At 44.1% G+C, this 21,392-nt stretch carries 19 protein-coding genes and 1 pseudogene; 7 read left to right on the top strand and 13 right to left on the bottom strand.

Features of this window, described 5'->3' with window-relative positions:
* Positions 1-354: 354 nt before the first annotated feature.
* On the bottom strand, positions 355-915 hold the full coding sequence (locus DYD54_RS05490; protein ID WP_063514076.1) for a hypothetical protein: 561 nt from the start codon (positions 913-915) through the stop codon (positions 355-357).
* 130 nt (positions 916-1,045) lie between these two features.
* Positions 1,046-2,173: a CNNM domain-containing protein gene (locus DYD54_RS05485; RefSeq protein WP_228703526.1), complete on the bottom strand. Its 1,128-nt coding sequence runs from the start codon at positions 2,171-2,173 to the stop codon at positions 1,046-1,048.
* A 358-nt stretch (positions 2,174-2,531) separates the two neighbouring features.
* Between DYD54_RS05485 and yajC the strand changes: the two genes are divergently transcribed.
* From yajC to accC, 7 genes are all read left to right on the top strand, one after another.
* A complete protein-coding gene (gene yajC, locus DYD54_RS05480; RefSeq protein ID WP_036363174.1) occupies positions 2,532-2,858 on the top strand; it encodes a preprotein translocase subunit YajC in 327 nt (108 codons plus the stop codon).
* Positions 2,859-2,953: 95 nt separating this feature from the next.
* Positions 2,954-4,831, top strand: coding sequence for a protein translocase subunit SecD (gene secD / locus DYD54_RS05475; RefSeq protein ID WP_063514075.1), 1,878 nt, complete (start codon positions 2,954-2,956; stop codon positions 4,829-4,831).
* 9 nt (positions 4,832-4,840) lie between these two features.
* On the top strand, positions 4,841-5,983 hold the full coding sequence (gene secF, locus DYD54_RS05470) for a protein translocase subunit SecF (RefSeq protein WP_063514074.1): 1,143 nt from the start codon (positions 4,841-4,843) through the stop codon (positions 5,981-5,983).
* Positions 5,984-6,073: 90 nt separating this feature from the next.
* Positions 6,074-6,976, top strand: coding sequence for a DMT family transporter (locus tag DYD54_RS05465; RefSeq protein WP_063514073.1), 903 nt, complete (start codon positions 6,074-6,076; stop codon positions 6,974-6,976).
* A 32-nt stretch (positions 6,977-7,008) separates the two neighbouring features.
* Complete coding sequence (locus DYD54_RS05460) at positions 7,009-7,623, top strand: LOG family protein (RefSeq protein ID WP_063514072.1); 615 nt, start codon at positions 7,009-7,011, stop codon at positions 7,621-7,623.
* Positions 7,624-7,886: 263 nt separating this feature from the next.
* Positions 7,887-8,306: an acetyl-CoA carboxylase biotin carboxyl carrier protein gene (accB, locus tag DYD54_RS05455; protein ID WP_063514071.1), complete on the top strand. Its 420-nt coding sequence runs from the start codon at positions 7,887-7,889 to the stop codon at positions 8,304-8,306.
* Between the two features lie 7 nt (positions 8,307-8,313).
* Positions 8,314-9,666, top strand: coding sequence for an acetyl-CoA carboxylase biotin carboxylase subunit (accC, locus tag DYD54_RS05450; RefSeq protein ID WP_036362582.1), 1,353 nt, complete (start codon positions 8,314-8,316; stop codon positions 9,664-9,666).
* A 195-nt stretch (positions 9,667-9,861) separates the two neighbouring features.
* Here accC and DYD54_RS05445 read toward each other — a convergent pair whose 3' ends face one another.
* The 11 genes and pseudogenes from DYD54_RS05445 to DYD54_RS05395 all read right to left on the bottom strand — a co-directional run bounded on the left by DYD54_RS05445 (position 9,862) and on the right by DYD54_RS05395 (position 21,381).
* Positions 9,862-11,574 (bottom strand): hypothetical protein, encoded by a 1,713-nt coding sequence (locus tag DYD54_RS05445; RefSeq protein ID WP_063514070.1) that lies wholly within the window; start codon positions 11,572-11,574, stop codon positions 9,862-9,864.
* Positions 11,575-11,590: 16 nt separating this feature from the next.
* Positions 11,591-14,056, bottom strand: coding sequence for a hypothetical protein (locus tag DYD54_RS05440; RefSeq protein ID WP_063514069.1), 2,466 nt, complete (start codon positions 14,054-14,056; stop codon positions 11,591-11,593).
* A gap of 144 nt (positions 14,057-14,200) precedes the next feature.
* Positions 14,201-15,073, bottom strand: coding sequence for a LysR family transcriptional regulator (locus tag DYD54_RS05435; protein ID WP_063514068.1), 873 nt, complete (start codon positions 15,071-15,073; stop codon positions 14,201-14,203).
* A gap of 310 nt (positions 15,074-15,383) precedes the next feature.
* On the bottom strand, positions 15,384-17,492 hold the full coding sequence (dnaX, locus tag DYD54_RS05430; RefSeq protein ID WP_063514067.1) for a DNA polymerase III subunit gamma/tau: 2,109 nt from the start codon (positions 17,490-17,492) through the stop codon (positions 15,384-15,386).
* Between the two features lie 121 nt (positions 17,493-17,613).
* Complete coding sequence (locus DYD54_RS05425) at positions 17,614-17,826, bottom strand: hypothetical protein (protein WP_172459592.1); 213 nt, start codon at positions 17,824-17,826, stop codon at positions 17,614-17,616.
* A 58-nt stretch (positions 17,827-17,884) separates the two neighbouring features.
* Complete coding sequence (gene lysS, locus DYD54_RS05420; RefSeq protein WP_063514065.1) at positions 17,885-19,414, bottom strand: lysine--tRNA ligase; 1,530 nt, start codon at positions 19,412-19,414, stop codon at positions 17,885-17,887.
* Positions 19,415-19,534: 120 nt separating this feature from the next.
* Positions 19,535-19,852 (bottom strand): hypothetical protein, encoded by a 318-nt coding sequence (locus tag DYD54_RS05415; RefSeq protein ID WP_063514064.1) that lies wholly within the window; start codon positions 19,850-19,852, stop codon positions 19,535-19,537.
* Between the two features lie 82 nt (positions 19,853-19,934).
* Positions 19,935-20,138 (bottom strand): DUF2798 domain-containing protein, encoded by a 204-nt coding sequence (locus tag DYD54_RS05410; RefSeq protein WP_502243679.1) that lies wholly within the window; start codon positions 20,136-20,138, stop codon positions 19,935-19,937.
* 47 nt (positions 20,139-20,185) lie between these two features.
* A pseudogene (gene prfA / locus DYD54_RS11570) lies at positions 20,186-20,308 on the bottom strand (peptide chain release factor 1); the annotation flags it as partial.
* A 162-nt stretch (positions 20,309-20,470) separates the two neighbouring features.
* Complete coding sequence (locus DYD54_RS05400) at positions 20,471-20,887, bottom strand: hypothetical protein (protein WP_063514062.1); 417 nt, start codon at positions 20,885-20,887, stop codon at positions 20,471-20,473.
* Positions 20,884-21,381 carry an ImmA/IrrE family metallo-endopeptidase gene (locus DYD54_RS05395; protein ID WP_063514061.1) on the bottom strand — a complete coding sequence of 166 codons (498 nt, stop codon included), beginning with the start codon at positions 21,379-21,381 and terminating at the stop codon, positions 20,884-20,886. The genes DYD54_RS05400 and DYD54_RS05395 overlap by 4 nt, the downstream gene beginning before the upstream one ends.
* Positions 21,382-21,392: the final 11 nt, after the last annotated feature.

The raw sequence follows: 21,392 nt of genomic DNA, 5'->3' as shown, positions 1-21,392 counted from the left end.
ATGTGACATATGGGATAAGCCTTAATTGCCAAAACATAAAATAAAAAATAATGAATAAAATTCCATATTTTACAAATAATTTATCCGCCCAAGCACAACATAAATCAGCACTTAGGCGCTATAAACATCGGTAGATTATCACTTAGTACAACCCAAGCAAACATCAAACCTTACAATGTAAAAATAACTGCTTAATAATGCCTGATTTTTTGTGCATTATCAACCATCAAATCAAAAATTTACCATAAAAATACCGTCAGTCGTGCTTATTTTACAAAACACAACTGACGGTAAAGTATCTGAAAAAATAACTATATTTTGAGCAGTAGCACCATCAACTCACAACGCCAAAAATCAGTTAATCGTTACCTGCGATACCGAACGTAGTAGCACCGCATTGGAACCAGATTCTGACAGTGTCGCTCTCGATGTTGTGATGAGCTTAACAGGCTTGCCATTTTCTGTCCATGTCTCTGTGGTCACTACCTGAGCTCGGGCTTGGTTGCCTGTGATCACCACATCACTGATGCGGATGTCATAGCGGTAATTGTCTGATTTTGACCAGCTTGTTTGGAGAAGCTGTAGATAGCCATTCTTATCTAGGTTGGCAGTTTTGCCGTTACGAGTCAAAGAGACAATGACTTCATCAGAGATAAGGCGTGAGATTTGCCCGATGTTTTGGCTATTAGCTGCTTGATTCATGGCAGCAGCATAAGCTTGAACAGATGATTCGCTGATCGCATGGGCTGGCGCACTGATTAATGTCGCTGCACCAAATGCTGCTACCAAGCCAAGTCCCATAGAACGGCTAACTTTATTCATGGGTAGTTTCGTCACCGCCGAGATCGCGGTGGCGAATGCGCCGATTTTCATGCCTGTTTTTAGGTAAGTTTTTTTATTGTTCTTGATGCTCATGTTGCACCTCATGTAGATGAATTATTATCGTCGGTGTGACGAGATAAGGTCAAGATAACAAATTATCTTTAATCAATCATGGCTAATTGTAACAACTTGTTGCAGTTTTAAGAGCTTAATGTGTGCTGCTCTATTTATCATTATCCAATGATTCAACTTCTTCAAGCTTGGCCCCGATGCGATTCATGCGGCGATCCATTAATTGACGTGCCAATGCCTGCATGTCATCCACGCGGTCGAATTCATCAACAATCTCAAGACCCAATAGCGTCTCTAGCACATCTTCAAGGCTTACCAAACCTTTGACCTCGCCAAATTCACCCACAGCCAACGCGATATGAACACGTTCTTTTAGCATAAGATCAAGCAGATCAAACAGCTTCATTTTAGCAAACACAAAATTAATATCACGCTTGAAATGCTTGATCGGCGTGTGATTTTCTTGGTTGGCCTTGGCAATGAGCAGGTCGGACTTTAGAATAAAACCTGTAGTATTGTCCAAATCTTCACTAAAAATCGGAAAACGAGAAAACGGTAGCTTAGGATGATTGGCAAAAATATCACCGACCGTCATCGTCTCATCGAACGCCATGATCACAGAACGTGGCGTCACGATGTCTTCGACATTAATCATGCTAAGCGCCAAAGAGTTCTTAATAATACGCGTCTCAAGCTCACTCATTTGCCCCAAGCTCTCGCCCTGATTGGCAAGCGCGATGAACTCATGACGGCTAAAAGTCGATTCTGTATTACCACGTGTCACCAACCGAGAGATTTTCTCGGCGAACCACACGATCGGCATTAATACAAAATTAATCGCGCACACATAATACGCCACCGGAATGGCAAAACGTCGCCAGTAAGTCGTGCCTAGCGTCTTTGGGATAATCTCTGTACCGATCAAAATCGCAATCGTCATCACCGCACTAAATACACCAAACCACACATCGCCAAAAACGATCGTCGCCTGCGCACCAGCACCAAGGGAACCCAAAGTATGCGCGATGGTATTTAATGTAAGGATAGACGAGATGGATTTTTCGATGTTATTGACCTTAACATCCTCCAAGAGCGCTGCAGCTTTTGGATCTTCTTCTCGAAGAGTATCAACATAAGATGGCGTCATCGTCAAAAGCGTGGCTTCTGAAATTGAACAAATAAATGACGCGACCAAAGATAAGGAAATAAAAAACACAAGCAAAATGATGTTGGTCGTGCTGACTTGTGCACTTTGATTGGCATGGGCAGCCAAAGGCAAACAAAGACTAAAAATAAGAAAATAAGGGATAACGCGTGATCGGTGACGGGACATAAAGGAAAATTAATAAAAACGGAAATGTAATATTAAGCCAAAATCACCACAACTGCAAGCATTGTTATGTGGTATTTTTATAAAAATCCTTTAAAGATTCAAAACCTTGCTTATTTTTAAATTTAAATGCCGTGAAATGATTTGGCGCACATTCTGGCAAGCTTGGTCTGATTCTAAGAAAAATCACCTGCTATCATTCAGATTATCCGTGAAATTACATGGTTTTATAAGGTATTTTTGTGGTATGATATGCGTTATTTTTGCCTTTTATTCACTCATTTTTTATTGAAGGAGTTATAATATGTTGGAATTATTCATCACCAGCGCACACGCAGCTGCTGCCCCAGCACAACCAAACGCTCTATTGCAAATCCTGCCAATGGTGGCTATTTTTGCGATTTTTTATTTCCTAATTATTCGCCCGCAATCAAAGCAAAGAAAACAACATCGCGCGATGGTAGATAGCTTAGCAGCGGGTAATGAAGTGGTATTTGCCGGCGGTCTTATGGGTAAAATCACCAAAATCGAAGGTGATTATGCGGTCATCGCTTTAAACCCAACCAACTCTATTAAAGTTCAACGCGCAAGCGTCATCAGCGTTCTACCTGCTGGTACAATCGACAATATCTAAGCAACAAAAACAAGACTTGTTTTGGCAGGTTTTGTTTTTTTCATTGTTTTAATTTTGCGCAACGCTAAATTGCGCCTTAACCATAAGAAAAACCTATGCATTACCCTGCTTGGAAATACATACTTATCGCTGTAGTGCTCGTAATTTCTGGCTTGTATGCCCTGCCTAATTTATACCCTGATGAGCCTGCGGTACAGATTACTGGTGCATCGGCTGGCGTGCAATTAACAGAAGATGTTGTAAACGAATCTCAAGGACTGCTTGATAAAGCAGGACTTAGCCATCATGGCGGCAGCTTTAGTAATAACAGTGCTTTGGTGCGTCTATCAACCGCCGAAGATCAATTAAAAGCTCAAGAAGTTTTGCGCCGTGAACTAGGTGAGAACTATGTCGTCGCTCTAAACCTTGCCCAAACCACCCCAGAATGGCTGCGTAACATCGGCGCAAAACCGATGAAGCTAGGTCTAGACTTGCGTGGTGGTGTGCGCTTCGTGCTTGAAGTGGACATGGCAAAAGCCCTAGAGCAACGCCTAGCAACCGCAAGCCAAGACGCAAGACGCGCCCTACGCGCCGACAAGATCGCCATCAAAAGCCTACGTACCACCGAAGATGGTATGATGCTTGTGTTCGATGGCAATGACGTTCGTGATCGCGCACAGAGCATCTTACAAGCCCAGATGGCGAACGAATTCACATTGCGTCCATTGGCTGATACCGAAGGCGCAGCACTACAACTAAGCTACACCGAAGCTCGTCTTAATGAGATTAATGAATATGCAGTAGGTCAGAACTTAACGACCCTGCGTAACCGTATTAACGAGCTTGGTGTCGCTGAAGCTTTGGTTCAATCACAAGGCGCTAACCGCATCGTCGTCGAGCTGCCTGGTGTACAAGACACCGCTGAAGCTAAGCGTGTACTTGGTCGCACGGCAAACCTAGAATTTCGCATGGTGAGCGATGACGCTGATAGCTTTACCGGTGGCATTGCGCCTGCTGGCACCGAAGCTTATCCATTTGGTGACTTAAATGGCCCGCCTGTACTTTTGAATCGCCAGCCCATCGTTACTGGTGAAAAAGTTCAAGGCGCTCAAGCAGGTCTGGATGAAAATGGCCGCCCACAAGTATCGATCAACCTTGACACTCAAGGTGGTAGGCTGATGCAAAACGCCACAGCTCCTGCTGTAGGCAAACAAATGGCGGTGCTATTCATCGAAAACAAACAGCGCGTAAGCTACGAGACCGACCCTCAGACTGGAGAGACGACAGAAGTTCGTACGCCATATTCTGAGACACGTGTCATCAACCGCGCGACGATTAATGCTGTACTAGGTTCATCTTTTGTGATTACGGGCCTAGACTCTACTGCCGAAGCTGATGAACTTGCCCTACTGCTTCGTTCTGGCGCACTGGCTGCACCAATGTATTTCGTTGAAGAGCGCACCATCGGCCCATCATTGGGTCAAGACAACATCGATAAGGGTCTATTCGCCTCAAAAATCGGCTATCTACTCGTCTTCTTGTGGATGATCGTTTTCTATCGCGCTTGTGGTGTGATTGCCAGTATTGCGCTTGCCTTTAACATTGTCATGCTGGCTGCCATCATGTCGATCATTGGCTCATCTTTGACACTGCCAGGTATTGCCGGTGTCGTATTGACCATGGGTATGGCGGTCGATGCTAACGTACTTATCTTTGAGCGTATTCGTGAAGAGATTGACGCAGGCGCCAGAGCCAAATCAGCCATCGTGGCAGGTTTTGACCGTGCGTTTAGCTCCATTTTAGATGGTAACATGACCACGCTATTGGTGGCGTTTATCTTGTTCGCGGTTGGTACAGGTCCTGTCAAAGGCTTTGCCATTACGCTTGCCATTGGTATCATCACGTCTTTATTTACCGCCATCATCGTGACGCGTGCACTCATGCAGATTTGGTATGGCTATCGTAAAAACTTGACAAAAATCAGCATCGGTTAGGAGTATATGATGACAAATGATAATAATCCAATCGATAACCACGACGAACTAAACGCTAAAGAGGTGCGTCGTCGCCGTGGTCCACGCCGCGATGGCAAAGGCAGTAATGCTCGCGCGAACGAAGAAGCGCTTGCCAATCAAGACATCATCGCTGTTGATGAAGCCGCTGAAAAAGCAGGTGGCGCCAAGCTGATTGGCAACCGTCGCATCCTGCCATTCATGAAGCTTGAGATCCCGATGGTTATCCTATCAGCGCTACTGGTGATTGCAAGTGTGGTCGCCATCGCAGTTAAGGGATTAAACCTTGGTCTTGATTTTACCGGTGGTGTGTCGGCTGACGTCTCTTATGGTCAGCCTGTTGAGCAGGCACAAGTTGCCAGCGCATTATCACAGCAAGGCTTTAATGATGCTGTTGTACAGTATCTAGGTACACGTAGTGAACTATTGGTTCGCCTACCACCTCAGGATACGCAAGACCCTGAAGGTCTTAGCCAAGCGCTAACCTCAGCACTGAACTTACCATCAAATCCTGCCACCGTTGAGAACATTAACATCATTGGCAGTCAGGTAGGTAATGAAGTTTATCTAAATTCATTACTTGCCATCGGTTTGGCGCTGTTGCTCATGATGGTTTATGTATCGATCCGATTCCAGTTTAAGCTGGCTTTGGGTGCGGTACTGGCACTGTTTCATGACGTGATCGTGGTGTGTGGCTTGTTTGCTATTTTTGGTTGGCCATTTGACTTGACCGTGCTAGCAGCTGTTCTAGCCTTGATTGGTTATTCGGTGAACGACACGATCGTTGTCTATGACCGCATTCGTGAGAACTTCCGCCGTGTTCGTGGTTTGACGCCTTATCAAGTGGTTGACCTGTCACTGACCGAAACGCTAAGACGTACATTCATGACCACAGGAACCGTTTTTGTGGTGGTGCTTGCGCTCTTATTCTTGGGTGGTGATGGTCTGTTCTGGTTTGCACTGGCTCAGTTTATCGGTACGATTGCAGGTACTTACTCTTCAATCTATGTTGCCAGCTCAATTCCGCTGCGCATGGGTCTGTCTCGAGAGGACTTTGTCGTACAGGTTAAGCCTGAATTTGAAGAAGAGGTGGTGGTATTCGCCGATCCCGAACTTCAAAATGCCAAAGACTAATCAAAAATCCCCAAATGCCATATTTGGGGATTTGTCTTTTTGGCGTATAATACCTTTAAATAAATAATAAAAATTCAAATTAATACAATCATGCTTCACCCAAGCCATTTATTTAACCAATTATCACAAAGAACCCAAGGCTATCTTCTGGTGCTACTTACCATGTGTGTATGGGGAAGTTTTAGCCTGCTATCACGAGTTACCGTGGCATGGCAAATCTCGCCTTGGGATGTGATCGCCATGCGCTTTGCCTTTTCTGCATTGATTCTACTTCCGGTCATCCACCATCAAAAAGGCTGGCAATCCCTATGGTCGAGACGATCTGTTGTCCTAGCGCTAATGGGTGGTGCTGGGTATAGCTGTCTGGTTTATACCGCCTTTGCTCTTGCGCCTGTGGTTCACGGTGCTGTATTCTTAAATGGTATGATTCCTGTGGCGACTGCGCTGCTACTGTGGGCATTCTTTCGGGTTAAGCCGGATCACAACACCAAAATCGCACTTGGTATCATCATCATGACTTTATTGGCGATGACGACAATGATCATGACAGGCGCGTATCACTTCAATATCGGCGATGCGATTTTTGTGGCTTGTGCTTTTTGTTGGGCGGGCTTTAGCGTCCTACTTAGAGAATGGCAACTAACTCCATGGCAAGCGATGTGCAGTACGGTCTTTTGGTCGGCGGTTATTTATTTGCCGATCTATGCATTTTTTATTGGATTTTCTTCGCCGAACGCAAGCATCATTCACCTGGGCATACAAGGCATCTTTCATAGCGTGCTGGTGATGATTGTTGCCACAGTTACTTATGCCATGGCGGTGGCGCGATTGGGTGCTTTTCAGGCGGGCGGGCTATCGTCACTTGCGCCTTTTATGTCTGCCCTGCTCGCTGTACCACTGCTGGGTGAACCACTTAGCACGGTCATGGTGCTCGGTCTCATTGGCATGGGGCTTGGCACGGTACAGCCGTGGCGCTGGCTCAATCGTTCTTAATTTAACACACCATCTTAATCATGGGAGGCTATATGAACACTCTAAAAAACATCACCATCTACTGCGGTTCAAACTTCGGGACAACACCCGATTATTACGAAGCAGCCAAGCAGATGGGCAAAACTCTGGCCTTCCAAGGCATGCATCTCATCTACGGCGGTGGTAAAGTAGGTCTGATGGGCACCATTGCAGATGCTACCCTGGCGCATGGCGGAACAGTGACGGGTGTGATTCCTACATTCTTAAAGCAAAAAGAAGTTGCTCATTTAGGATTGACCCAATTAATCGAGACACCTGACATGGCAACCAGAAAATACAAGATGATTGAGCTTGCTGATGGATTTATCGCCATGGCAGGTGGTATTGGCACCTTGGAGGAGCTTTATGAAGTGCTGTCATTGCTACAGCTACGTCAGCACGCCAAACCGATCGGCATTCTTAACACCAAAGGATTTTTTACACCGTTCTTAGAGACACTGCAGCGATGCGCAGATGAAGGCTTCATGCCGCAGTCGAACATGGATCTGATCTGTGTATCTGATGATCCTGCAGAATTATTAAAGCAAATGGCAAGCTTTGAATTTAAAGATGCGCCCAAATGGGTACGCCCAAGTTGGCTAGGCGAACAAGACATCCCAACTTGGTAATTATTGATGAAATATTGCTAAAAATTGAGCATTTTTTGATGAAATCATCAAAATTCATACAAAAAACACTTGCAATAAAATAAAACGAATGTACACTATATTCAATCTGTTTTTTTGCGTGTTTGTTGGCGCATTTTGAACAATTTTTAGCAAGTTAAATGGCGCAATCCCAGTTTTACGCTAGGCGTTTTTGAAAAAATTTGTTACAATAAACAGTGTTATTTAATTTTTTAATTTCAACCCATTGTTAAAAGGTGATGGCTATGGATATCAAAAAAATTCGTGAACTCATTGATTTAATGGAAGAAAAAGATCTGGTCAATCTTGAATACGGTCATGATGATAACTACGTGAATCTAACCCGTAACGTTGCTGTACAGACCATCGCCGCACCTGTCGCAACCACAGCTGCACCTGCAGCGGCCGCCGCACCAAAGGCACCGAGCGGCAAAGTTGAAACCTCGCCAATGGTGGGTGTATTCTATTCAGCACCTAGCCCAAATGATCCTCCGTTCGTTAAAGTCGGTCAAAAAGTCCAAGCAGGCGACCAACTAGGTATCATCGAAGCAATGAAAATCATGAACCCATTAGAAGCCACCCAAAGCGGCATCATCGAAGAGATTCTGGTAAATAATGCCGACGTGGTACAATTCGGTCAGCCTGTTATCCGCTACAAAGCGTAGGTGAACCATGATTAAAAAACTATTGATTGCAAACCGTGGTGAGATCGCCCTGCGCATCGTACGTGCCTGTAAGCAGCTGGGCATCTCTACCGTGGGCGTGTACTCGACAGCCGATAAAGATCTCATGCACCTGCGATTCGTAGATGAGGCGGTATGCATCGGTAACGCCCCTTCTTCGCAAAGTTATCTTGACGTGAATGCCATCCTATCAGCTGCTGAAGTGACTGGCGCGGATGCGATTCACCCTGGTTATGGTTTTTTGTCGGAGAATGCTGACTTCGCTGAGAAAGTAGAAGAAGCGGGCCTAACCTTCGTGGGTCCTCATGCTGATCACATTCGCCTAATGGGTAACAAAGTATCAGCCATTAACGCCATGAAAAAAGCGGGCGTGCCGACTGTGCCAGGCTCTGTTGGCGCAATCACTCTACACAACGCCGAAGAGCAGGCTAAGAACATCGGCTTTCCGCTGATCGTAAAAGCAGCAGCTGGCGGTGGTGGTCGTGGCATGCGTGTGGTAGAACGCTTCGAAGAACTCATCAACCAAGTACAAGCTGCCAAGGCAGAGGCTGAAAGCGCCTTTGGTGATGATACCGTATATATGGAGCGATTCTTAAAGAACCCTCGCCATGTCGAGGTTCAGGTACTTGGCGATGGTAATGGTAATGCCCTACACCTGTTCGATCGTGACTGCTCGCTACAGCGCCGCCACCAAAAAGTACTAGAAGAAGCGCCAGCACCTGGCATTCCTGATGACATCAGACAGCCAATTCTAGATGCGTGCGTGCGTGCTTGTGAGCAGATTAAGTATCGCGGTGCGGGCACCTTTGAGTTTCTATATGAAGACGGTCAATTCTTCTTTATTGAGATGAATACACGTGTTCAGGTAGAACACCCTGTTACTGAGATGATTACAGGCATCGACATCATCGTTGAGCAATTAAAAATCGCCGCAGGTTATGGACTGTCTTATCATCAAGACGAGATCACCATCCGCGGTCATGCCATCGAATGCCGTATCAATGCGGAAGATCCTAAGACTTTCATGCCCTGCCCTGGCAAGATCGAAAATCTGTTCGCACCAAGCGGTTCTGGCGTACGCTTTGATAGTCATCTGTATCAAGGGTATAACATCCCTAGCTACTATGACTCAATGATTGGTAAGCTGATCTGCCATGCGCAAACACGCAGTCAAGCCGTTGCAAAGACATTGCACGCATTGGATGAGCTGATCATCGAAGGCATCAAGACCAACATTCCACTACATCGCGATGTCATTCTCCAAGATGAGAATTTTGTTAATGAAGCACAAAACATTCATTATCTAGAAAATCATCTACTAAAACCACAAGACAGCAAATAATCAAATAAGGGTGCGATCGGCACCCTTATTTATTTGTCAAGTTACAACGAATTAACCTTCGGCCAAAACCACTTTTTGATGCAGATAAAGCGCCAGAGCTGACGTCTCTTCGCCACGAGATGTTGTTGGCGAATATTACGCCTTGCCAAGCGAGTGGCTCTTAGCTTGGCGGGATGTGGTCGTTGTCTGCGTCGATTAATGATCTTCCTGCGCATCTTCTGCCCCCATTAGCAACTGTAGCATGATTTGGCGATATTTATCATCGCTGGACTTTAGGCGTTCAATGAATTTGTTACCGTACTCAAACACGTTTACGCTATTTTGGGCATTTGGCACACGCAGATGACTTGGCAGACGATCAAAGTCATGGCTGGCCTTAGGATTGATGGTCGTAAATACATCCACAAACATCGGCTCTTTGGCAGAGATCACATTTTTAGCGAACTGACCTTGCTTGATTTGCTTAGTCAGATAATGGCGATAATGCATCCAGTTGATCTGACCTGATTTGATGCCGTAATGCCAAACAGGTGTATATGTAGACGCCTCGCTTTCTTCAGCTGCTGACTCTGACTGATTTAGATTGTCATAATAGCCGTCAATTTGAACTCTTAGAATGCTTAGTAGCAAGCCCATGAATTTTTCACTGCTGAATTTCGGCTTATCAGTAGTGTCTGACTCATCTTCACTTTGACTGATGGGTGCGCTCACATTGATGATGCTTTCACCATCAATCAAGTCGTACTCACGATAAGTCGGTTCGTTCTGAAGCTGCGGGTATTTGGCAGTGATATCATTATACAATGTGTCAGCAAAGATATAGCGGCTGTAGGCTCGTGCCTTGGCAGTTGGTGCATTTTGAATAATGCGGGTACTGTCATTGATGCGAGATTTGACTGTGTCATTGACATTCTCTTCAAAGAACGGCAAGTCGTATAGCGCCTGCGCAGAGACTTGCTTGATAGATGTATCATCGAGGCCTTGGAAGCTCTCTTTTTTGGCGTTAAGGTAGGCACGGATGAATTCTTTGGCAAAGCCCTCAGGTAGGCTACCGTCATTTAGCGGGATGGCAAGCCATTTATTATGCCACTTATCGCCAAGATTCTTGTCAGCCAGATTGCTGTTCGCCAACGCGAAATTGTCCGCCCACAGGTAAATGATTCCTGCTTTTAGATCAACATAAACAGGCTGATTCATGGCCATATTGAGATTCTTGGAATGATATTCAACACTTGGCAAAGCAGTCATTATGCCAGATAGCGGCTGATAGCGCCCCACCATCGTAGCCTTGGCGGGCTTGATGAGATATTCGTTCAACAGCTTGGCTTTCTTGACATCAAGTGCGGTATGATTGCCGTCATGCTCAGCAGAATTGACTTCTTGGAGTTTTAGCTTTTGGCTTTCTGCATGAGCAGAGATGGCAGTGGTAAGTACCGTTCTCATCTCTTCAGGAGTTAAGTCTTTAGACTGTTGATAAAACTCTTCAAAATCAAAGCTCTCGTAAGCATCCACGCCATATTGATCACTTACACATGATAGATAGCGCTCTTTAATGGCTTGTTTTTGATCATCTAAATCGTCAGATGGTTCTGATTTTAATAGTGCAGCGTACGCTTCTTCGTGTTCATTTTCGCACACTCTCATCATGTCGTCAGAGGCAGACAGCTGCTCGGGCGTGGTATTCGCCAATGCATCACGGCGAATATGATTGGAGGCGTAGACCGTCGTTTGATAATCAAAAGATGAGCGCAGCTGAGATTGAATTGCTTGGCTTAACGCTGATTTGGCATCTGGCGCGGTGGGCATTTTGGATTCTTCAGGGGTTAGCGCACTTTGTCCTGTTGTGGTGCAAGCTGATAAGGCAAGCGACGCAGCGATCGCAAAGGGTGTAAATTTCATTAAAGTCATCATATGTCCTTATTATTTAGTCTTGGCTATATTGCGCAGCGGCAGTAGCTGCTTCAGCTGCGGTGGTTGCACCTTCAGCATCATCATAAAGATCATCATCGCCGTACTCATCATATGATTCTTCATAAGACAGTCGCTCTTCTAATGCCTGTTTTTTAAGTTTGGCTTCTTGACTGATGTCTGATAGCCAAACCGTACCATCAAATTCTTCTGCTGTGCTAAAGCTATTCGCAAATTTGTCATTCAATGGATGCTTAAATGGCATGTTAGAATAACGCACCTGACCCACAGTCTCAACGCGAATCTGCTGCATCACATCATCAAATCTACCAATCACTTGCATGCCAACGATTTTGCCTTGGCGATTCAGGTAAAAATAATTCGCCTGATGAAAGTCCACGGGTAAAACACCCTCAATGATCTGCATCAGACCGCCCAGATCGCGCGTGTGATAGCCATCATTAATGATCGCCAAGTCGTCAATGGCGCGCTTGATGTTATCGCCTTTATCACCCTGTTCATACACTTCAGGATGTGCATCAACGTATGATTTTAAGGCTTTGCCAATGTGCTTGATGATCACACCCATGAACTGACCCGTTCCATACGCGTCAAAATTCACCTTAATAGCGCGACTCGCTCCAATATCTTTGGCAAATTTATCATCGCTGATGTCAATAGCGGTAAATTGATCGCCATCAAGCTCATTAAAGGCATTTAGAACGCCTTTTTGGATCGCATCATAGATCACCGTCATCGGCAGTTGCTTATGCAGATCATTTGGTAGTGTAAAAGTCATCTCTTGATCAGGCAGTTCATTGGGTAATGGTGCATGTTTTGGGGTGAGCATGGCGATGACCGGCAATAGCGCAGCGACGTCCGCCTTGGCTTTTGAATGCTCGAAGTCTAACAGAACAGGCAGCTGAATCGACTGCTCGGCGGTGGGAGAGTAGTAATCCATCGAATACAGCATCTTGCTTTGGCGCTGCTGCGGACGATGGTGACTAAGTATGGTCAGCGCTGTGTTATTATAACGATACAGATTCTGAGCGAGCACCTGTTCAGGCGATACTTTCATATGATTTAGCATGCTGCTTAATACACTACCAAAAATGTTCGGCATCTGACCCGCCGGCAGGCGAAGTTTTCTTTCTTCTTGTTGTGCGGCTTTCATACTCTTATAGGCATCGAACCATGATGAGATGCGAGATTGCGGTTCGTAATCATCATAGCTGCCATAACCATGCACGGCTGAATACTGCTCTGACGTGCGAACAGATACTTCTGATAGCTCATTAATCGGCTCAGGGTTGTAATCCTTATCGGTATTATCCTTAATGGAGCCATCAACACAATTGATATAGCTGATGTAATTATCAGCGAACTCTTCTTTGTTTTTATCGTATGATTTACCACGCGCGAATAGCTCTTGCACTCCTGCCTGATGTGTCAATGCGCACTCTTTTCGAGCAACGATTAATTTCAAATCTTGTTCAGAAGTCTGATTCAGATAATCCCATGGCTCAAGCGCGCGATTAAAATTATCCACTTCATTGCACACAAAATAATCCATGTACACCAAATCATAATAAGCATAGCTGTCGTCATCGTAAGATTTGATTTGGCGATTTGGCGCAAGAACTTGGCGAACACCTTTGTCAAAATTCAGCGCGCAACCACGGAAATGCGCCACATCGGAACTGATATAACCAGAGCCTGATAACAACTCCTCATCTTCAACGGACTGGTTAAATACTTTTTGACAATCACTGATGGCTTTTAGTTGGCCTTTTACCGCTTGCTTGCTTATACTAATATTTGGCTCATCTCGTACCAAATTATCAATTTCAGATGAGGCTGAGGCAATGCAGCTATGGAAACCGCTAATCGCACTGTTCGCCAGACTACGCTTGGTATGATAATCGCCTTCGAACACCAAACCTTCGCCTCGTGTTACGGTGCTATCAGGTGTGCGACCCAGCTGCTCATCATCATAGCGCAGATAAGGCAGCTCGGACAGGCTATTATCCATGCTATCACTATCAGCGTAAATATAATCCGTGCTTGAGCGATAATAATCTGGCTCGTAGCCTTGAATGTCCTGATTGGTCTTGTGTTCGTAGGTCTTAATCGCGCTGGCGAGCAAAGTATCTGCCGAAGCATCGACACCATCAGGGTTGCCGATGCTTACTGCCTTATAGTGATACGTGCCTAACGTATGTCTTTCTGATGATAAATGCGCCGCCAGTGCTTCGGTCAGCATTGCCTTGTTACGCACGATGGGCGATGATAACTGATCACTAAATAATGCATGGGCATCAGCAGCATGACTGCTCGCCAAATTGGCTTGTGCCATATTGGCGGTATTTGAATCGTTGAACGTACTGGTATTTTGACAAGCGGCCAGCATCGCTGCACCCACCAATAGCACGCAAGGCTTCAATAAAGTCTTAAATCGACCACTTGATTGGCTTATTTTCATCGTTATTCCCTAATCTTCATCAAAAATGATACTCAATTATACTAAAATATGACGCAAATGCGACAAGTTTTTAAACGATTGAGATAAAAATTTCACAGTTATTAGCAACAAAAAAGACCTTAAGTAATCAAGGTCTTTTTAGCTTTATTTGTCAAAATAAGCAATGAGCATTTCGAGGCATTTTTTTGCTTTGGTGGGCATCTGTTCTTTGGCGACAGTAGATGCGCCTAAGGTCAGTGTTGGCAGCTGATAATCAGCAAGCACTGGCACCAATTCACCCGACTCGATGAGAGCCTTAGCGTTCAATTCGCTTGACTTAACGATGCCATAACCCGCTGCTGCCAAATCAAGCGCGATGGCTTGATTGTTGCTCATCAAGCGTGACGAGACACGGATGCTAAATTTATCCTCGCCTTTTTGAAATTCTAGATTTTCGTTTTGTTTGTCACCATGGGCGATGAAGACGTGTGATGACAGGTCTTTTGGCGCGCCGATGGCATCATGCACATCCAGATAACTTGGCGATGCAAGCAACAACTGCTTGACTTTAGTCAGTGTTACACCTTGCGGATTTTCTTCTAACACAACCGCCAAATCAATGCGATCTTCGATCATGTCAAGCTCTTCGCCGCGTGCGATCAAATTCAAAGACAGGTTCTCATGCTCGTCAAGCCACGTACTCAGCGCAGAAATCAGATATTCGCGCGCAATCTCTGGCGATGTTGCGATACGAAGACTGCCTGCAATCTCATCCTTTAATTGACTAACGCTGTCGCGCCCTTGCTCAACCGCTTTTACCATCTGCAAGGCAGCGGTATAAAGGCTTTCACCTGCTTCGCTCAAGCTTAGTTTTCGCGTTGAGCGATGTAGTAGCGCCACGCCCAAATCCAATTCAAGAGAGCGGATCTGCTGACTGACAGCACTTGTTGTAATGCCCAATTCTTTGGCAGCACCACTAAAAGACCCATGCCGCACCACGCTGGCAAAAACTGCCATACCACGCAAATTATCCAACATACTCAACCTTCAAAGTTATTCTAAATCCATCAGGGCAGGCTGGCTTTTATGATGCTGTTTTGGTTATCTGCCAAAACCTCTATACGCCTGCCTTAATTTCCCCGTTACACAAACCAATTAAATGTATATTATAACAGAGATTATGTGCATTTAGTAAACAATTTATACATATTTTTTGAATAAATTGCAACAAATCCACGTCTTTTGTAATGATTTAGTAATAATTTTCACATATTAGGTCAAACAACCGTCAATTTCTTATAATTATTTATTAAAATCAATAATTTACATATGTTAAATATGGTAAATATTAATCGTCTAAGGTTAATTTCGTTCCTGATAGGATGTGCGTATCCTCTCCATGGTCATCAATGAATCCTTGCTGCCATAAGGTCTGAATTACAGGACTTTGAATGATTTGATTTTGGGCATCTATCATCACCTGAGCATCGCGCTTCTTTTGTAATTGGTACGGAATGTCTGCTTTTTCTGCAACATCCAACAATGGCAAGTCGTTTTGAAGCTGCATGTTCGGTAGTCGCTCGGCGATTTTTGCTTTGGCAGAGTTAAAGCTAACGTCCACCTGCGAGTTATGGCTGTCCACATGCAGCGTGCTTTTGCCATCTATTTCCCCCACCATGCGACTGCTGTGCAAGAGCGCCAACTCGTCATTGTTGAACAGATGCTCTTGACGCGCCAATGCCAGCCAATAATCCCATTTTTGTGCTGTCCACTCGCCTGATAGCTCAACCTGAGGTGCGATCAGTTTGGCTCTTAAGGCTTGCTTTGGGTTAGTGGCTAAGTTTGTTTGGTTGTCAGCTGAAAGCGTTTCGGAAATGAGCTCATCTTGTTGATTGATTGCATGATTGGTCTTAATTGGATTTGCAGGTGATGACTCTAAAGCCATCTCCTCTTGGATGTCGATTTGGTCATCGACGATATGACCACCAACATCATCTGATAGTTCTTTGTATCCAATCGTATCATTAGAGGCAAATTCAGCGGATGGTTCAGCTTCAACTGTCTTAACGTCGCTTTGTTTATCATCGTAAGTCAGCTTATCAGAAGCTGGATCATGCGAGTTTAGTTCAATTGATTCCTCTTGATGAAGTTCATCTAATGACAGGTCATTGTCATGGGCTACTGCATTAATCTCGTTATCAATCTTAAGATCATCAGTCTGTAATAGATTTTCGCCATTCGTATCATCACCATGAGCGACACCTGTAGAAGAATGATCGTTGTGATATTGATTACCATCAGGCGATTCTACATCTTTAATGTCAGAGCCAACTACTGGTGCGCGCTCAACGTTTAATACTTCATTCGTCAAAAGCGGACGAAACGCAAGCAATCGCAAAATTCCCATCTCAAGCGCCTGCATCGGCGTGGTCGCCAGGCGCACGCTGTCACGCGATTTGATGGCAATCTCATAATACAGCTGCAACACATCAGCAGGTATCTGCGCAGATAGCTGGGTGAAGGCTTGTTTTTGTGTATCATTCTTATCAAGTGGCGCCAGCAAGAACTGCATCATGGCAAGTTCATGCAGGCTATCAACCAGTCTATCAAGTACCGCGACCGCATCCACCATCTGAGTGCGTAGTCTTGAGATATGATTTGCCACGCTACTTCGATTATCCAGATAAATATCCCGTATCAGGTCGAGCACATCTAGCCCATCCACAAGCCCCAGCATACTGACCACAGTCTCGTCATTCAGGCTACCACCGCCAAAAGCAATGGCTTGGTCAGTTAATGACAGTGCATCACGCACCGAGCCTTTGGCGGATTGTGCCAACTGCCAGACAGCATTATAACTATGGCTGATGTTTTCATTTTGAAGTATTTTACTTAGATGCTCATGCAAAAGCTCTTGCGACATCGGACGAAGCACGAACTGTAGACAACGCGATATGATCGTAATAGGGAGCTTTTGGGGGTCGGTGGTCGCTAGGATAAATTTGACATGCTCGGGGGGTTCTTCTAGTGTTTTTAACAGAGCATTAAACGAGTGTGTGGAGAGCATATGCACCTCGTCAATGAGATACACCTTGTACCGACCTTGAGTGGGGGCGTAAGGGACATTTTCTAACAAATCCCGAGTGTCTTCTACTTTGGTACGGCTAGCGGCATCAATCTCAATCAGGTCAATAAACCGCCCATTATCCACGCTCACGCAGGTGTCACACACACCGCAGGGCGTGCTGGTGATGCCCGTTTCGCAGTTTAGACACTTTGCCAAAATCCGTGCAATGGTCGTCTTGCCCACGCCACGAGTACCTGTAAACAGATAAGCATGGTGCAGTCGCCCCGTGTCAATGGCATGCGATAGGGCTTGGGAGACATGGGTTTGCCCCAATAATTCGCTAAAATTTTTGGGGCGGTATTTGCGTGCTAAGACTTGGTATTCGGACATGAGAGATTGACAGATGAGCGGTATAAATTTGTGCCATTATACCGCACTTTTGGGATTTTAAAAATGGCAATGGCAAGCTAAAAAATTTATGAATAAACCCTGATAAATCATTTTTAAAAATTTAACGTGCAAACGCCATGACAAGCACATAAATAACCACAATTAATAGCAAAATACAAATAAAAATGATCGTTTTGGGATATTTTTTATAACATTTCTCAATCAAATGACTGATTAAATCGCCAAAAACTTCTATAAAAAATTGAAAAATTCCGCCAAATGTCCGTAATAATTTGATAATAGCTTTAATAACAACTTCAAAAATATCTTCCATCATCACGCCCACAATAAAAATAGCCTTACTGTTAAATAAGGCTATTTTTAAGGTTTGATCAGCCCTTATGTCTCATGTGCGGGAACAAAATCACATCACGAATGCTTGGTGCATTGGCAAAGAGCATCACCAGACGGTCAATGCCAATGCCTTGCCCTGCGGTTGGGGGCAAACCGTATTCTAAGGCTTCGATAAAGTCGGCATCATAGTGCATTGCCTCATCATCGCCTGCGTCTTTTTCAGCAACTTGCTGGCGGAAACGCTCGGCTTGGTCAATGGGGTCGTTGAGCTCACTAAACCCATTGGCAAGCTCACGCCCACCGATAAACATCTCAAAACGGTCGGTAACGTGCGGATTGTCATCATTACGGCGGGCCAGTGGCGACGTTTCGGCAGGGTATTCGGTGATGAAAGTCGGCTGGCGAAGTTTGGTTTCTACCGTCTCTTCAAAGACAATCGTCTGCAATTTACCCAAACCAAAAGACGGTTTGACTTCTTCTTTTAATTCATTTTTGACAAAATTTGCCAAAAACTCACGGTCATTGACATTGTCGGCGGTAAAGGTCGGGTTGTGTTCCAAAATCGCATCAAACATCGTGATTTTTTTGAATGGGCCTTTAAAGCTGAACACTTCATCGCCATAAGGCAGATCGGTCGTACCCAAAATATCAGTTGCTAATTTTTCAAGCATACGCTCAGTTAAGCTCATCAAATCCTTATAATCAGCATAGGCTTGATAAAACTCAATCATCGTAAATTCAGGGTTGTGACGAGTAGATACGCCTTCGTTACGAAAGTTGCGGTTAATCTCAAACACACGGTCAAACCCACCGACAACAAGGCGTTTTAGATACAGCTCAGGGGCGATACGCAAAAACAGCTCCATATCAAGGGCATTGTGGTGCGTTACAAACGGACGAGCAGACGCACCGCCAGGGATAACGTGCATCATCGGCGTTTCTACCTCCATAAAGCGCTCGCTCACCAAAAACGCCCGAATGCCCGCCACCACTTTGGCACGGATTTCAAAGGTTTTGCGGGTGTCTTCGTTTACCATTAAATCTAAATAACGCTGACGATATTTAACTTCGGTGTCGGTTAAGCCGTGAAATTTGTCAGGTAAGGGGCGTAACGACTTGGTCAAAAGCTCAAAGTCTTCTAGATGAATGTACAAATCACCCTTGCCCGAACGCCCAATATAACCGCTCGCCCCAACAATATCGCCCAAATCTAAGGATTTAATCAGCTCCAAGGTCTCGGCAGGCAACCCTTTTCTATCCACATACAACTGAATACGCCCTGTCATGTCGCTAATCACGATAAACGAGCCACGGTTTAGCATGACACGCCCAGCGACTTTGGCACAAGTCTTATTGCCTGCTTCTGCGGCCGCTTCTAAGGTTGCTTTATCGACCTTGGCAAATTTGTCTTGCAAATCGGCACAATAGTCGGCAGGTTTAAAGGTGTTTGGATAAGCGGTTTTGCCTTGTTCGCTTGCCTTTTGTTTTAATATATCTAGCTTCTCAAGACGTTGGCGAATGAGTTCGTTGGTGTCGATAAGTTCGGTTTGAGGTTGGTTGTTTGACATAATTACGCCTTAGAACATTACATTAAATTTTAAATTTGGTTAACTATTGCTTCTGATACTAATTCACTTCCAAGCCAACGCTTTAAATCTCAATCAATCAGCCTAGCACGATCAAGAGATTTAATCCACACACAGTGTCAGCACCTGCCCGCTCTCGATAAAGCTGCGACAGCCAAACGGATTGCTATCCACTTTACATACGCCTATGATTGCCTTGGTTGGCTTGAGCGCATTATTCGATTTTGGCTCACATCTCCCACTTTGGCAATCATCGCCTTTGGTGCACGTTTCGCCTGCATCGGGATAAGTGATGATGCATTTATCAAATTGTAGCACACCCACTTTCTTCACCTTGCCGCCTTGTTTTTGACATTCGTCAATCTCGGCAGGGCTTGCGTTTTTGGATTGAAATTTTACTTCTTTGGGTGTGATTTTCACATTTTCTATATTGGGTGAGTGGGCACAGCCTAATATGGAAAATGCCAATATCATCACAAGTTTCAATCTCATTATATTGGTCTCACGATTTTTTGATGGTTAAATCCACCAATTTTATCACAACTGGTCTTAGTATCGCCACACAAACAAAAGCAATGAGAAAGGCAATCAAATGCGCACCAATCACACGTGTGAAATACTTACCACCAAAGCCAGTATTCACCGCAACCGACACCGCCGACATCCAGAATGCCATGATGCCAGACATATAAAACGCAAAGACAATTGGCGTAAATTTGGCAGGAACAAACCTTTCATGCTGTATACTCTTAGTTACTCACCACCAACGCTAGCCATTAGGTCAGCTTGGTGTTCACGCAAGAGTGCATCCAATAATTCCCCCAAATCCCCTTCCATAATGGCATCTAACTTATAAAGCGTCAGATTGATACGGTGTAATATAATGGGATTTCAAGGCTTTCAAGTATATTTTAGGGTAACGCTTTTACACCTAATCTATAGGTGTAACTAGGTGGTCATTATAAAATAAAAAGATATTTTTGTATAGGTGATAATTAAAACAACAAGCCAAACAAAAAGACCTACTACTGTAGGTCTCTATTTATTATCTGGTTTTGTCAGACTAATAATATCTTTAATAAGTGGTATATTCTCTTTTAACGAATTATTATCAGTCTCATCCTTTTTAGTTGTGTTGCCAAATTTAACTGCTGATGTCAACAATAAACCTAATATTGTACTGATAAGAAAACATAACATCAAAGGAATATGCCAAAAATTATCAGGAACAGTACCCTCTGTAAAATGTTGTAAGTATCTGTCAATCACCGCTATTAATAGTAATGAAAAAAGTACGACAGCACCGATACTATATTTTACAACATTACCAAATACTTCTATACGCTTAGTGGTAAGTTGATATTCTATATTTTTTTCATGAATATCTTTATCTTGTAATTTTTTATCAAGATTGGTGATTCTGGCATAGTCCTCATTATTGTGTGATGTCATCATAAAATACCTAGATTTTTTAAACGATAACGCATGGCTAATTCAGATACTTTAAAAATATTTGCAAGAGATTGGACTTCAGTAATACCTTCTTCAAATATCAACATATTAACCACAACTTTAGGCATTAAGATTTCAGCAGCGAAAGCATTGGCTTCAACTTCATCTGGGTCAGAATGCCCATTATGAAATAAAGTTTTTTCATTATCATATTTTTCACCATGAGATAAGGCATAATGACCCAATTCATGAGCCAAAGTAAATCTTTGATGATGAATATGCTTATTATCATTAACCTTGATATGAAAATATTCGTTGGTTTTATCATAGTTAATAGAACCAGATATACCTTCATCTAGAGATTCATAGCTGAAATTAATATCAGACTTATTCATTGATTTTTGAATATTTTCAATAATCTTTTCTAGGTTGATGGGCAACTTTCTATCCCAATATTTTTCTAAAACAGATTGGGCATATCTTGCAGCTTTGCTCATATACACCTCCT

Origin of the sequence: Moraxella ovis (assembly GCF_900453105.1) — a bacterium.
Taxonomy (GTDB): Bacteria; Pseudomonadota; Gammaproteobacteria; order Pseudomonadales; family Moraxellaceae; genus Moraxella; species Moraxella ovis.
Note: the sequence above shows the minus strand (reverse complement) of the source record. Positions and strands in the feature narration are given on the sequence as shown.

Excerpts from the sequence above, each read along its gene's own strand:
- DYD54_RS05400 (WP_063514062.1), bottom strand. The coding sequence starts at position 20,887 with ATGATGACATCACACAATAATGAGGACTATGCCAGAATCACCAATCTT.
- DYD54_RS05425 (WP_172459592.1), bottom strand. The coding sequence starts at position 17,826 with ATGGAAGATATTTTTGAAGTTGTTATTAAAGCTATTATCAAATTATTA.
- lysS (WP_063514065.1), bottom strand. The coding sequence starts at position 19,414 with ATGTCAAACAACCAACCTCAAACCGAACTTATCGACACCAACGAACTC.
- DYD54_RS05440 (WP_063514069.1), bottom strand. The coding sequence starts at position 14,056 with ATGAAAATAAGCCAATCAAGTGGTCGATTTAAGACTTTATTGAAGCCT.
- secF (WP_063514074.1), top strand. The coding sequence starts at position 4,841 with ATGACAAATGATAATAATCCAATCGATAACCACGACGAACTAAACGCT.
- DYD54_RS05395 (WP_063514061.1), bottom strand. The coding sequence starts at position 21,381 with ATGAGCAAAGCTGCAAGATATGCCCAATCTGTTTTAGAAAAATATTGG.
- secD (WP_063514075.1), top strand. The coding sequence starts at position 2,954 with ATGCATTACCCTGCTTGGAAATACATACTTATCGCTGTAGTGCTCGTA.
- DYD54_RS05460 (WP_063514072.1), top strand. The coding sequence starts at position 7,009 with ATGAACACTCTAAAAAACATCACCATCTACTGCGGTTCAAACTTCGGG.
- DYD54_RS05490 (WP_063514076.1), bottom strand. The coding sequence starts at position 915 with ATGAGCATCAAGAACAATAAAAAAACTTACCTAAAAACAGGCATGAAA.
- DYD54_RS05435 (WP_063514068.1), bottom strand. The coding sequence starts at position 15,073 with ATGTTGGATAATTTGCGTGGTATGGCAGTTTTTGCCAGCGTGGTGCGG.
- accB (WP_063514071.1), top strand. The coding sequence starts at position 7,887 with ATGGATATCAAAAAAATTCGTGAACTCATTGATTTAATGGAAGAAAAA.
- accC (WP_036362582.1), top strand. The coding sequence starts at position 8,314 with ATGATTAAAAAACTATTGATTGCAAACCGTGGTGAGATCGCCCTGCGC.
- DYD54_RS05465 (WP_063514073.1), top strand. The coding sequence starts at position 6,074 with ATGCTTCACCCAAGCCATTTATTTAACCAATTATCACAAAGAACCCAA.
- DYD54_RS05445 (WP_063514070.1), bottom strand. The coding sequence starts at position 11,574 with ATGACTTTAATGAAATTTACACCCTTTGCGATCGCTGCGTCGCTTGCC.
- dnaX (WP_063514067.1), bottom strand. The coding sequence starts at position 17,492 with ATGTCCGAATACCAAGTCTTAGCACGCAAATACCGCCCCAAAAATTTT.